The organism is Nonomuraea sp. NPDC051298, from assembly GCF_055586305.1.
The window spans coordinates 492,115-504,502 of sequence record NZ_JBVJIM010000004.1; the positions used below are offsets into that span (position 1 = coordinate 492,115).

At 73.3% G+C, this 12,388-nt stretch carries 13 protein-coding genes; 7 read left to right on the top strand and 6 right to left on the bottom strand.

The features are described 5' to 3' along the window. Positions 1–113 precede the first annotated feature (113 nt). The 5 genes from ACZ6S0_RS15860 (at position 114) to ACZ6S0_RS15880 (ending at position 5,126) form a co-directional block, all read left to right on the top strand. Positions 114–1,637: an alpha/beta hydrolase gene (locus ACZ6S0_RS15860; protein WP_465917279.1), complete on the top strand. Its 1,524-nt coding sequence runs from the start codon at positions 114–116 to the stop codon at positions 1,635–1,637. Continuing rightward, on the top strand, positions 1,621–2,691 hold the full coding sequence (locus ACZ6S0_RS15865) for an acyltransferase family protein (RefSeq protein WP_465917283.1): 1,071 nt from the start codon (positions 1,621–1,623) through the stop codon (positions 2,689–2,691). The genes ACZ6S0_RS15860 and ACZ6S0_RS15865 overlap by 17 nt, the downstream gene beginning before the upstream one ends. A gap of 20 nt (positions 2,692–2,711) precedes the next feature. Next, on the top strand, positions 2,712–3,767 hold the full coding sequence (locus tag ACZ6S0_RS15870; RefSeq protein ID WP_465917287.1) for a sensor histidine kinase: 1,056 nt from the start codon (positions 2,712–2,714) through the stop codon (positions 3,765–3,767). Then, on the top strand, positions 3,764–4,441 hold the full coding sequence (locus ACZ6S0_RS15875) for a response regulator (RefSeq protein ID WP_465917291.1): 678 nt from the start codon (positions 3,764–3,766) through the stop codon (positions 4,439–4,441). The genes ACZ6S0_RS15870 and ACZ6S0_RS15875 overlap by 4 nt, the downstream gene beginning before the upstream one ends. 88 nt (positions 4,442–4,529) lie before the next feature. Then, entirely contained in the window at positions 4,530–5,126 is a 597-nt protein-coding gene (locus ACZ6S0_RS15880; protein WP_465917295.1) for an NAD(P)-dependent oxidoreductase, read from the top strand. Here the strand turns inward: ACZ6S0_RS15880 and ACZ6S0_RS15885 are convergent. Beyond that, a complete protein-coding gene (locus ACZ6S0_RS15885) occupies positions 5,089–6,063 on the bottom strand; it encodes a serine hydrolase domain-containing protein (protein ID WP_465917300.1) in 975 nt (324 codons plus the stop codon). The two genes, ACZ6S0_RS15880 and ACZ6S0_RS15885, sit on opposite strands and share 38 nt — an antisense overlap. A 175-nt stretch (positions 6,064–6,238) precedes the next feature. Here ACZ6S0_RS15885 and ACZ6S0_RS15890 point away from each other — a divergent pair, with 175 nt between their 5' ends. Continuing rightward, the gene (locus ACZ6S0_RS15890; protein ID WP_465917304.1) at positions 6,239–6,568 is read left to right on the top strand and encodes a MiAMP1 family antimicrobial peptide; all 330 of its coding nucleotides are present in this window, start codon (positions 6,239–6,241) and stop codon (positions 6,566–6,568) included. Positions 6,569–6,649: 81 nt separating this feature from the next. Here the strand turns inward: ACZ6S0_RS15890 and ACZ6S0_RS15895 are convergent, their stop codons facing one another. Genes ACZ6S0_RS15895 through ACZ6S0_RS15905 form a run of 3 tightly spaced genes read right to left on the bottom strand, consistent with a single transcriptional unit; the run spans position 6,650 to position 10,334 of the window. Then, positions 6,650–9,139 (bottom strand): ABC transporter permease, encoded by a 2,490-nt coding sequence (locus ACZ6S0_RS15895; RefSeq protein WP_465917306.1) that lies wholly within the window; start codon positions 9,137–9,139, stop codon positions 6,650–6,652. Next, a complete protein-coding gene (locus ACZ6S0_RS15900) occupies positions 9,136–9,828 on the bottom strand; it encodes an ABC transporter ATP-binding protein (protein WP_465917310.1) in 693 nt (230 codons plus the stop codon). The genes ACZ6S0_RS15895 and ACZ6S0_RS15900 overlap by 4 nt, the downstream gene beginning before the upstream one ends. Further along, positions 9,825–10,334 carry a PadR family transcriptional regulator gene (locus ACZ6S0_RS15905; protein ID WP_465917314.1) on the bottom strand — a complete coding sequence of 170 codons (510 nt, stop codon included), beginning with the start codon at positions 10,332–10,334 and terminating at the stop codon, positions 9,825–9,827. Before ACZ6S0_RS15905 ends, ACZ6S0_RS15900 begins: the two co-directional genes overlap by 4 nt. Positions 10,335–10,512: 178 nt before the next feature. Here ACZ6S0_RS15905 and ACZ6S0_RS15910 point away from each other — a divergent pair, with 178 nt between their 5' ends. After that, positions 10,513–10,860: a hypothetical protein gene (locus ACZ6S0_RS15910; RefSeq protein WP_465917318.1), complete on the top strand. Its 348-nt coding sequence runs from the start codon at positions 10,513–10,515 to the stop codon at positions 10,858–10,860. A gap of 31 nt (positions 10,861–10,891) precedes the next feature. Here ACZ6S0_RS15910 and ACZ6S0_RS15915 read toward each other — a convergent pair whose 3' ends face one another. Next, the gene (locus tag ACZ6S0_RS15915; protein WP_465917322.1) at positions 10,892–11,791 is read right to left on the bottom strand and encodes a hypothetical protein; all 900 of its coding nucleotides are present in this window, start codon (positions 11,789–11,791) and stop codon (positions 10,892–10,894) included. Next, complete coding sequence (locus ACZ6S0_RS15920; protein ID WP_465917326.1) at positions 11,788–12,288, bottom strand: SigE family RNA polymerase sigma factor; 501 nt, start codon at positions 12,286–12,288, stop codon at positions 11,788–11,790. Before ACZ6S0_RS15920 ends, ACZ6S0_RS15915 begins: the two co-directional genes overlap by 4 nt. Positions 12,289–12,388 lie beyond the last annotated feature (100 nt).

Sequence of the window (12,388 nt, forward strand, 5' to 3'; positions counted from 1 at the left end):
CCGCCGTCAGGTCTCGGGTACCGGGGACGCCACGGGGCCGGGAGCCCGGTCCCGGAGGGAGATCGTTCCTCCCGTCGATGAACCGGGGCGCGGTCGCCAGCAGGCTGAAAGACATGTCCGGCATCAGCGATCGCCTGCATCGCCTGTTCTTCGGAGCCGTCTCACTTCTTCCCGCGTCCGTTCACGGGCGCCTGCTCCGCCGCTTCTTCGAGTGGGTTCACCAGGTGCCCGACCCGTGGCGGTACGACACCGAGCCGTACGAACGGGACAAGTACGAGACGACGTTGCGGCACCTCCCCCGCCGGGCCTACCGCAGGGTCCTGGACCTGGGGTGCAGCGAAGGGGCGTTCACCCGCCGGCTGGCGGGCGCCTACCCAGAGGCGGAGTGCTGGGGGGTGGACGTCTCGGATCGGGCGATCAGACGGGCGACCGCGAAGTCGGGCGGGACGGCGAGGTTCGTGGCGCTCGACTTCCTCAACGAGAGCCCCGGCGGCACCTTTGACCTGGTCATCTGCGCCGAGACGCTCTACTACGCGGGCCGCGGCGAACGGCTGCGCCGGGTGTTCGAACGGCTCCGCTCGCTGACGGCGCCGGGCGGCGTCGTGGTCCTGGTGCACGAATGGCCCGAGGCGCGCCACCTCTACCGGGACCTCGACGAGAACCCGTCCTTCCGCCGGGTGAGCGAGCACCCGTACGAGCATCCGGCGCGCTCCTACGCCGTCACCGTCTACGAACGCGTGGACCCCGGCAGGCGCCGGAGCCGTGGTCCCGTGGTGGGCGACCCGGGCGCGGTCCCCTCCCGTACGCGCATGCGCCGCTTCCGTACGCTGCTGCCGGCCGTCGTGCTCGCCGCGGGAACGGCCGCCGCCGGCCGGCCGGCGATGGACGAGCTGCCCCTCCCCTCCGCCTTCACCGCCGACGCGCTCCAGGCCCGCTACGCGCCTCACGCGTGGTCGGGCCGCCAGTTCCTGGCCCGGGACAGCACGGGCGACGGCCAGGCGATCGAGGTCGTGGGAGATCTCGCCACGGCGCGCAGGGTCATCGTCTACGTGCCCGGCTCGGGGCAGAGCCTGGCCGCCTTCGACGACTCTCCGGAAAGCCCGGGACGAGCGGCCCACGCGCTGCACGGCGAGGCCGCCACGCTCGGGCCGGGCACCGCCGTGATCGGCTGGCTGGGGTACGACACGCCGGACCTCGTCAACCCGGAGATCGCCACCGTCTGGCCGGCCGACAGGGGCGCCCGGCGGCTGCGGTCCTTGCTCACCGCACTGCCGCGAACCCTGCCGGTCAGCCTGGTCTGCCACAGCTACGGCTCGGTCGTGTGCGCTCGCGCCGTAGCGGGGCTGCCGGTCCGCGACCTCGTCGTCACCGGCAGCCCAGGGCTGGGTGTCACCAGGGCCTCGGACCTGCGTACCTCGGCGCGCATCTGGGCGGCGCTGGGCGACGACGACGACGTCTTCCGGCCCGGCCTGCTGATCGGGCCGTTCGGGTTCGGCACCGATCCCGTGCGCCCCGAGTTCGGCGCGCGGATCATCGACGGCGGCGACGCCCGCCACCACACCTACCTGCGGCCCGGCACCCGGACCCTGGCGCAGATCACCCACATCGCGGTGACGGGGCGTGAGCGTGCGGCGTGAGCGACGCATCGACGTGCTGCTGGCCGCGTCCGTCGCGGCCGGGATCCTCGGGCAGTGGCTCGTCACCTCGTACGTCGTCGCGGACGGCCTCCGCGTGACCGGCCTGCTCGTGGCCCTGCCGGAGTGGGCGCCCGCCACCTGGCTGCTGCAGACCGTGCCCGTGTTCTTCCTCGCCGGCGGATATGCCCGTGGCGGCGAGCGAGCCCCCGATCCGCCGCGACTGCGCCCGGCGCTGGTCTTCCTGCTCGCCTGGGGCGTGGCTGTGGCCGTCCTGTCGGTCAACGGATTCTCCCTCGCCGCCATCGGGGAGATCGTCGGCCCGGCGCTCGCGCCGCTGGAGTTCCTGGCGCCTTACCTGCTGCTGACCGCCATCGCTCCATGGCTGCGCCGGGCGGTGGAGCGACACGGCTGGGTGGCGGCCCTCGTTCCGGCGGTCTGCGTGGCGCTGGTCGATGTCGTCCGCTTCACCTGGCCCGCGCTCGGGTGGCTGGGGCAGGTCAACACGATCGCCGGGTGGGCGGTGCCGTTCCTGCTGGGCCTGGCGTGGCGGCAGGGCCGGGTCAGCGGGGCGTGGCTGCTCGGCGGGGGCGGGCTGCTCGCGGCGGCGCTGATCGTCCTCGGCGGCTACCCCGTCGCCATGGTGGAGGTGCCCGGCGCGCCGCTGTCGAACGTCGCGCCGCCGAGCGCGGCGCTGCTCGCCTTCGCGTGCGCGCAGTGCGGGCTCGCCGTGCTGGCGGGCGATCGGCTCGGCCGCCGCGCCGCCGGGCCGCGGATCGCGACCGTGATCAGCGACGCGGCCTGCCCGCTCTACCTCTGGCACCAGACAGCGCCCGCACTGATCTCGCTGGCCACCGTTCGGCTCGGACCTGTCGCCGGGCTCACGAGCCCGCCGACCGACGCGTCCTGGCTGCTGACCAGGCTCGCCTGGCTGCCGCTCTGCGCGGCGACGCTGGTCGGACTGCTGGCGCTGGCACGGCCGCGCCGGGGGCGCCCGCGAGATCGCGGAAAGGGCGATTGCCGTGCGGTCGCCACCTGTGATGCGGTGGAGGAATGATCGCCAGGAGCCGTCCCTGGGTGGGGGACGTCGTGACGGCCGTGGTGGTGCTGGTCTCCGAGGTGGTCGGCGTCCACCACCCCGGACCGCAGCTCAGGGAGGTGTCGATCGCGGTGGTGGCCGCGGCGTTGATGCTCGCACGGCGGCGGCACCCGATCGTCGTGGCCGCGCTCCTCGGCGTGCTCTACCTGGTGGGCACGCAGCCGCCCCGGTACGACGCGCCGGTCAGCGCCATGGTCATCGCTCTCTACGCCGTGGGCCGGCACACCCCGGCGCCGGTCTCGATCGCCACGGCGGCGACGGTCGCGGTCGGCGGCTGGTTCGTCCACGACCTGTCGTGGGCGTTCGCTCAGCCCGCGGGGTCCCTGGCCCTCGCGCTGGCCCCGGCGCTGCCCGTCGCGGCCGGGCACATCGTGCGCCTGAGCACGGAGCTGTCCCAGCGGCGCAGCCAGCAGATCGCCGAGAACGCGGTACGCGAGGAACGCCGCCGCATCGCCCGCGAGCTGCACGACGTGATCGCCCACCACGTCAGCGTGGTCGGCCTCTACATGGGCGTGGCCAGGCGGACGATCCCCGACGACCCGGAACGCGCCCAGCTCGCCCTGCTCACCGGCGAGGACACCGCCCGCCGGGCGATGGCGGAGATGCGCCGCCTGCTGGACGTGCTGCGCACCGACGGCGAGCCGATCGAGAACCAGGCGGACGTGGGGGTGGCCCGGCTGGGGGCGCTGGTCGAGGAGTCGGGCAACGCGACGCTGGAGGTCACCGGGCCGGTCGTGGAGCTGCCGACGACCGTGGACCACGCGGTCTACCGCATCGTCCAGGAGGCGCTCACCAACACGCGCAAGCACGCGGGCGGGGCCAGGACACGGGTGCGGCTGGCGTACCTGCCCGATCTGGTCGAGGTGGAGGTCGACGATGAAGGGCGGTCGCGTACCGGGGTCGTCCGGCCGGGGTTCGGGCTGGCGGGGATGGCCGAGCGGGTGTCACTGTGCGGCGGCGAACTCCGCGCCGGGCCCTCCTCTGAGGGAGGCTTCACCGTACACGCCCGCATCCCGTTGCCGGAGAAGACATGATCAAGGTACTGCTCGTGGACGACCACGCCGTGGTCCGCGTGGGCCTGCGCCTGCTGCTCGACACCGCGCCCGACCTGGCCACGGTGGGCGAGGCCGCCGACGGGCACGACGCCGTCCGCCTCAGCCACGAGCTGCGGCCCGACGTCGTGCTGATGGACCTGCACCTGCCCGGCCTGGACGGCGTGGCCGCCACCGAACGGATCGTCTCCGAGCTGCCGGCGGTCAGGGTGCTGGCGCTGAGCACGTTCGACCTGGAGGAGCACGTGGTGGCGGCGCTGCGGGCGGGGGCGTCCGGGTTCCTGCCCAAGGACGTGTCGCCGGAGGAGCTGATCGAGGGCATCAGGATCGTGCACCGGGGCGAGGCGACGGTGGCGCCCCGTCTGCTGCTCGGCCTGATCGGCACGTTCGTCCGCCCGGCCCGCCCGCGCGCGGTCGTGCCGCACACCGAGCTGTCCGTGCTGAGCGAGCGCGAACTGCAGGTGCTGGAGCTCATCGCGCGCGGCCTGTCCAACGCGCAGATCGCGGAGGAGGTGGGGCTCTCGGTGTCGACCGTGAAGAACCGGGTGAGCGACCTGCTGGCCAAGCTCCGGATCCGCGACCGCGCCCAGGCGGTGATCGTCGCCTACGAGTCCGGGCTGGTCAGGCCGGGCGACGGACGCGTTCGCCAGGACTGACCGCCGTCGCGGTCCACGCGCTTTCGCCCAGCCAGGTCGCGTCGCGTCTCGCTATAGTGCAGAATGCAATATAGAGAGGAGCAATAAGATGAAGATCTTAGTGATCGGCGCGGCGGGCCGTACCGGCAGGCACGTCGTGGCGCAGGGCATCGAGCGCGGGCACGAGATCACGGCCTCCGCCCGCCGCCCCGACCAGTTGCGGGACCTTCCGGGGGCGGTGGGCGTCCACCACGGCGACGCGCACGACCTCGACGCGGTGCGCAAGGCCGTGCAGGGTCAGGACGCGGTGATCGCCGCCGTCGGCGGGAGCCTGATCGCGAGCACCCTCATCACGGCGATGCGCGAGTCCGGCGTGACGCGGCTGGTGATGACCAGCAGCCGCTCCGTACCGGCCACGCGCCCCCGGCTCGCGGTCACCCTGGCCTGGCTGTTCCTGCGCGCGGTCTACGTGGACCTCGCGCGGGCCGAGGGCATGCTGCAGGCCAGCGGCCTCGACTGGACCATCGCCCGCGGCACCATGCTCAACGACAAGCCGCCGGCCGGGCGCGTGCACATCGACTTCGAGGCCGACGCGACGGGAGGCGCGATGCAACTGTCGCGCGCCGACTACGCGATGGCGCTGCTCGACACCGTCCAAGACCCCGATCTCATCGGCAGGGCGATGGGCATCTGCGGCCCCCGATAGAGACCACCTCGTCGAGCAGGCCGTTGAGGAGGCCCACCCGGCGTTCTGTGTGGTCGGCGGTCGCGACGAGCACCATGCTCACGTCCAGCTCGGGGATCCGGGCGTGCAGGGCACGCAGTCCCGGCCACCCTCCTCCGTGGCGATAGACGCGATGGCCCGCGTGCGACCGGACGCCGACGCCCCACGCGTAGTCGAGGGGAGTCCCGTCATCGAGCCGTCCGGGGGTCTGGACGAGTGCTGCGAGGCCGAGTTCGTCGGCGTTGAGCGCCTGACCCCAGCGCAGCAGGTCGGTGGCGGTGCTCCACACGCCTCCGTCGCCCAGGGACAGCGGAGCGGGACGCGGATGGACGAGCGGAGCGCCGCCCGGCGGCGTCGGGCCGGGTCCCGACCAGTAGCGGGTGTCGGTCATGGCCAGCGGGGTGAAGAGCCGACTCCGGGCGTGACCGGGCAGTGGTCGGCCCGCCGCTCGTTCCACCACGGCGGCCAGGCAGACATATCCGGCGTTGGAGTAGACGTGCGCGGTGCCGGGCGGGCGCTCCGGAGTCGCGAACCGGGCGAGGGCCTCGATGATGCCCTCGGTGGTCCGGTCGGCGGCGCGGGTCAGGAGGGCCTCGACCTCGGAGTCGGCGGGGAGTCCTGCCGTGTGGTGGACGAGGTGCCGGAGCCGTACGTCGTCCGCCCACGCGGGTAACTGGGGCAGCCAGCGTGACAGGGCCGACTCCGGGTCCAGCTCACCTCGGAGGACGAGCTGCGCCGCGCACGCGGCGGTCATCTGCTTCGACAACGACGCCGCGTAGACGAGCGTCGTCGGGCCCAGCGGGTCACCGCTGAGCGTGAGCCCTTGGGCCAGCAGGACGGGAGGCCGTCGGCCGTGCTGCATCCCGACCACGATCGGCTCGTCACGGCGGTATCCGGCCCGGTCGGCGAGGGCGGCCATTCGGTGTCGCCATTGTTCCCTGTCGCGGCGACCGGACGTCCTGTGTCCGGTCAATGTCCTGCTGCCGTCCTGTCAGGGCCGAGGTCAGCGGGGTGAAAATCGATTCGCGCCAGAGAAAGTCCCGTACTACGCCATTCCCGGCGAATCACTTCGCACCTCCAGAAAGGATCTGGTCATGAGGAACGTTCTTGCGGCATTGGCGATCGGCACCGCGGCGGTCACGCTGACCACCGCGACCCCGGCCGCCGCCACGTCCTCGGCGGCGACCTCGACCTTCGTCGCCTACGCGGAATCGAGCTTCGGCGGAAACTCGAGGTCCATCAGCGGCTGCGGGCTGCACACCATTCCCTACCGCGGATCGTACAAGTGGTACTCGAACGGGCAGAGCGGGCACATGTTCAACAATTCGACCGGCAGCGGCGTGCCTCACACCCGCCTCAGCTCGGACGATGACGCTGAGTCCAGAAGCGGCTTCGGGTGGAGAAGCATTCTGATCGTCTGCTGACCGTACCGGACGGCTCGCCGGGTGCCGGAGCGGATGGAGGGGAACCGCTCCGGCACCCGCTTCATGAGGACCACGGCGGTGTCAGGGGAACCGGCTCGTGGGGGACGGACTCGTCCGGGTGAGCAGCGCCGCCGCGGTCGCCAGGACGGGCAGCCCCACCACCACGGCGGCGAGGAACGGCCACGGAACGGCGATCGTGGCGACGTCCCCGGCGCCGTGCGACGTCATCGGGCGGCTCAGCGCCACGCCCGTCGCCGCTCCCGCGACCAGCCCCATCAGCGCGCCGAGCCCGGAGATGTAGAGTGCCTGCCCGGCCACGACCACCCGCAAGGTGCCGGGCGAGGCGCCGATGGCCGCCATCGTCGCCCGTTCCGGCCGCAGGTCGGCGGCGGCCAGGCGGGTGGCGGCCAGCGTGCCGCCGACGACGAGGACGAGAGCGCCGCCGAGCCAGCCCCACAGGCCGGGGTCGGGCAGGTTGCGATAGCCCTCCTCGGAGGCGACCGAGACGCGGGAGTTCACCTCGGCCAGGTCACGCCACAGCGTGGAGTTCGCCGGCAGCCGGTGCATGGCGTAGAGCTGGCGCTCCACCGTCGTGAACCCGGCCGACTCCACCAGGGCGCGCGGCAGCAGGGCACCGCCCTGGTGCTCGTCGGCGGGGCTGGCGAGCACCGCGGGCACCTCGAACGTGCGCGCGGGGCCGGACGTCGAGGAGGCCCGCAGCGCGAGTTTGCCGTCACGCAGCGCCGCCGCGTCGAACACCACGGCCTTGCCGCTCGCCAGCGCCGCGGCGGCCCGGGGATCGTGGCGTCCCTGCAGGAGCCTGAGCAGGGCCTCGTCACCGACGGCCACCGTACGGCGCGTGCGGGTGCCGTTCCAGCGCACCGTGTACCGCAACGCGTACCGGTGGCCCTGGGCGTCCCTCGCGAGATAGCCGACGGCCAGCGGCACGCCCGGCAGTTGGCGCACGGCCTCGGCGCGCAGCCTGGTCCAGGCCGCGTCGCCGACGTTGCCGCCCCAGATCGCCAGCATGCCGGTCGGGCGTGCCGAGGTGTAGGCGTTGCGCCGGTCCATGTACTCGCTGTAGGCGCCGATGCCCACCGCCACGACGGTGGCCGTCACCGCCATGACGGCCGCCACCGCGCTCGCCGTACGGGATCGGTGGCGGACCGCGTCGCGTACGGAGATCCGCAGCGGCAGCCACAACCGCGCGGCCGGCCATCCGGTGCGGCGGACCAGCCACGGCGTCAGCACCACCAGCCCGAACAGGACCAGCAACGCGGCGGCGAACACCCACACCGTGTCCTGCTGACGCCGCGCCACCACGATCGCCCCCAGCCCGGCCAGCACCAGCACGGCGCCCGCCACCGGCCGGCCCGGCCGGTCGGCGGCCTCGGGCGCGCGGCCGGCCAGCACGGTCGCGGTGTCCTGCCGGGCCGCCTGCACGGCGGGCACCAACGCCGCCACGATCCCGGAGAGCAGGCCCAGCGCGGCGACGGCCAGAACCGGCGGCCACGGAATCTCCAGCGGCCCGACCTGGCCGCCCCACCGCGCCAGGGTGTGGGCGGTGAGCGCTCCCGCCCCGATGCCCAGCGGCGTCGCCACGAGGGTGGCGGCGCCGCCGAGCACGAGTCCGTCGGCGAGCACGATCGTCCGCAGATGTCCGGGCGAGCCGCCCTGGGCCGCGATCAGGGCCAGCTCCCTGCGCCGCCGCTTGAGCCCGACCGCGAAGGCGGGCCCGGCCAGCAGCACGGTCTCCAGCGCCACCATGATCACCATGGCGCCGATCCCGACCACGTGCTGGACGTTGAGGTACGTGTAGATGGCCCGGTCCGTCAGCATGGCGGGCATGGTGGCGTAGAGACCGGCGCTGTTCAGTTCGGGCACGTCGGCCCAGGACACGGGCCGGGTGGTGGCGGCGAGCCAGCCGGTGCCGTACTCGCCCATGGGCCCGAAGTCCTCCGCCGGAGCCAGCGGGAGATCGAGACCCGCGACCTTCAGCAGAGACGGCCGGTACGGGTGCTCGACCACGCCCACCACCGTCAGCGGCGCCGTGCCGGACGGCCGCAGGACCTCACCCGGCCGCAGGCCGAACGCGGAGGTCACCACGACCTCGTGGGCGGCCGCGGGCAGGCGGCCCGCGCTCAGCGTCAGCATCCCCGTGGTCAGGGGATCGCGCAGATCGGTCTGCAGTGCCTCGACCCGCTCGGCGCCCAGCAGGAGCACACCGGTGCTGAAGGGGAGCAACCGGGTGCCGGGGCCGAGCAGCGCCGCCACCTCATCGGCCGTGCGTCCCCGCGCGGTCGCTTCTCCGCCGTCCGGCTGAGACATGGACCCGTCCGGCATCTGGCGGACCGACCTGCCCTCGGGGACCCGCACGAGGCGGGCGTCGGCCGTGCCCAGCGCGACCCCCATCCCTTCCCGAGGGCTGACCTCGACGGTCATGGCGAAGGTGAGCAACCCCGTGATCACCAGGACGGGCAGGGCGATCATCGTCATGATGAGCGCGCTTCGCCCCCGGGAGCGCCACGCGTTGCGGCGGGAGATGCGCAGCGCGGCGCGTACGGCGCTCATCGGGCGCTCACCAGCGGCTCCTCGGTGGCGTCGACGACCGTCCCGTCACGGAGGAACACCACCCGGTCGGCCCACGCGGCGTAGCGCGGCTCGTGGGTGACGAGCAGGACCGCCGCGCCCGCGTCACAGCGGGCGCGTAAGATCTGCAGGATCTCGTCCCCCGCGTGGGTGTCGAGCGCGCCGGTCGGCTCGTCGGCCAGCAGCAGGCGGCGTTCGCCGACGAGAGCGCGGGCGATCGCGACCCGCTGGCGCTGGCCGCCCGACAGCTCGTCGGGGAAGCGGTCGGCCAGTTCCTCCCCGCCGATCTCGGCCAGCACCGCCAGGGCCTCCTCGCGGGCGAGGCGAGAACGCACGCCGTCGAGCTCGCGGGGCAGCATCACGTTCTCCGCCGCCGTCAGCGACGGGATCAGGTTGAGGTCCTGGAAGACGTAGCCGACGCCGCGCCGCCGGAACGCCGCCGGATCGCGCACGGCGGCCAGGTCCTGCTCGCCGATCCATACCGACCCCGACGTGGGCCGTTCCAGCCCGCCCGCGACGTTGAGCAGGGTCGACTTGCCCGACCCGGACGGCCCCATGACCGCGACCAGCTCCCCCGCGCCGACCTCCAGGCTCACGCCCTTGAGAGCGTGCACGGCTGTCGCCCCCTCGCCGTGGACCCTGGACACCTCGGTCAGCCGTACGACCGTCATCTCTCCTCCTTGAGAACGGCCTCGCAGTGGTCCAGCCACCGCTGCTCGGCCTCGGCCCGGAAAATCATCGAATCGAGCACCAGCCGCCGGGCCACGCCCTCCGTCGCGCCGCGCTTGGCCTTGGTCAACTGCTGGAGGGTGCGCATGGTGGCGGTACGTTGCCGGCGGATGACGTCGGCGACGTCCACCTCCTTGGCCGCCACAGCCATGGCCAGCTTGATGACCAGCTCGTCCCGCGGCCGGTCGGAGGGGACGATGGGGGTGCTGAACCATCGCGCCAGCTCCTCCCGACCGGCCGTGGTGATCGTGTGGACGACCCGGCCCTGCTCGTCGGACTCGCCCGGCTCGACCAGGCCGTCGCGCTCCATGCGGGACAGAGTCGTGTACACCTGGCCGATGTTGAGCGGCCAGGTCGCCCCCGTGGACGCCTCGAACTCCACCCGCAGTTGGTAGCCGTGCCGAGGCCCTCTGCTGAGCAAGGCGAGCAGCCCGTGCCTGATCGACATGGATACTAAGTATGCATATTCAGTATGCACTCATCAAGCGGAGCGCGATTTTCCCCAGGCGCGGCGGCCGGTCCCGGCCTGGTCTGCCGAGCGGTGGCGGCGTACGGTGAGGGGGTGCCCGACCCCGCTCAGGCCCCATGCGATGGCACGGGGTCCCGACAGTAGAGAGGTGTCCCGGGTGAGCGATCGCATCACCTGTCCCGAATGCCGGGGTCTGCGCGGCGAGCAGGTAGGGCCGAGGTTCCTGGCGTGCGGGTTCTGTCACGGCCGGGGCTGGGTCGGGAGTTCCGTCGAGCCGGCCGAACGCGATGACCGGCCGCCGCGGAAGAGGCCGCCGGCGCGGGAGCACGGCGGGTGGCGCTCCCCCGACCTCGTCCAGGCGGCCAGGGTCGAGTGCCTGCACTGCATGGACGCTCGCGAGGTCGTCTCGCTGCCGGGCGGGGGCGAGCGGGCCGGGGGCTCGCGGGTCATGGCGGTGGGCCCCTGCCCCGTGTGCCAGACCGGCGACGAGACCCCGGCCGACTGAGACCTGCCGGGCCCCAGGGCGTGCCCTGCGGTCAGGGGGTGGTCTGACCTGGGCCGGATGTCCCGGAGGGCTCCGCCGCCGTGGAGTTGGTGGGAGACGGGCGTCCGGAGGATTCTGCCGCCGTGGAGTTGGCGGGGGACGGGCGTCCAGAGGGCTCCGCGGTCGTGGCGGGGCCGGGGGACGGGCTGTCGTAGATGCCGACCGCCCACGCGCCGGGCCGCTCGCCGACCTCCGCCGAGAGGCGGTCGAGCACGTCCTGGTCGCGCAGCGCCCGACCGGCGGACTGCTCGTCGCACGTCGTCGACTCCCCGAGCGGCACGCACCGGCCGAGTTCCTCGGCGACCTCGACGACCGGGGCGTTCGCGGGGAAGACCCACACCTTGATCGACTGCGGGCCCTTGAGCCATCCGGAGGGCGCGGACAGCTTGTCGTGGTGGCCGCCTCCCCCGCCTCCGCAGCGTCCGGAGGTGCCTCCGTCCGCGCCGCCCTTGAGCGGGGACGAGATGACGATCCAGGCCCGGGGATCGCCGCAGACCACCTCGTAGCCGGTGAAGTGGCTCGTCGGCGTGAACGTCACCGTACGGCCGGCGCCCGTCGTGCTGAAGCGCTCGGAGTGGATGAGGGAGAGGGTGGCGCGCTCGGCCCCCAGCACCACGGGAAACTCCTCGCGCAGTTTCGGCGGCACCTCGATCCGGGCCGAGGCGGGCTGCCGGGCCGCCTCGCCCTGCCCCGTCAGGAGGGGCTCCGTCAGCAGGACGGCGGCGGTGGCGGCGACGGCCAGCGCGGTCCCGGCGCCCAGCGCGCGTCTGACCCCGCGTGTCCTGCGGCCCCGCCGGACGATCGCCTCCAGGCGGGGAACCGGCTGCCTGCCGGTCGGGGCGTGGGCGTACTCCTCCATGAGCGTGCGCAGGTCGCTCTCCGTGTGCTTCATCGCTGGAGCTCCTCCAGGTTGATGGTGCGGATGTCCGGATCGACCCGGAGACGGGTCAGGGCCCTGCCGAGCTGGCTCTTGACCGCGCCCAGCGAGCAGCCGACGATGTCGGCGACCTGGGTGAGCGTCCGCCCCTCGAAGTAGTGCAGGACGATCACCGCCCGCTGGCGCGGTGACAGGGCGCCGATGGCGTTCCACAGCACCGCCCGGTCGTCCGCCGCCGTGGCCTGGTCGTGCGGGTCGACGGTCTCGGGCAGGGCCTCGACCGGCACCTCGCCGCGCCACAGCCGGCGCCACCACGAGGCGTGGGTGTTCACGATGATGCGATAGACGTACGGATCGGGGTTGCCCTCGATCCGCCGCCAGGAGACCCAGGCCTTGGCCAGCGCGGTCTGCACGAGGTCCTCGGCCGTGCCCCAGTCCCGGGTGAGGAGGTACGCCATCCGGCACAGCCGTAGATGGCGGTGTGCCACGTACTCGGCGAACCCGTCATCCATCTGTCATCTCCGCCGTCTCCGTCTCTGTCGTCTCTGGCGATGACTACTACGTGGGAGGGGCGTTCGGATGACAGGCGTTCTCGTCGGGCTTCCACCATGC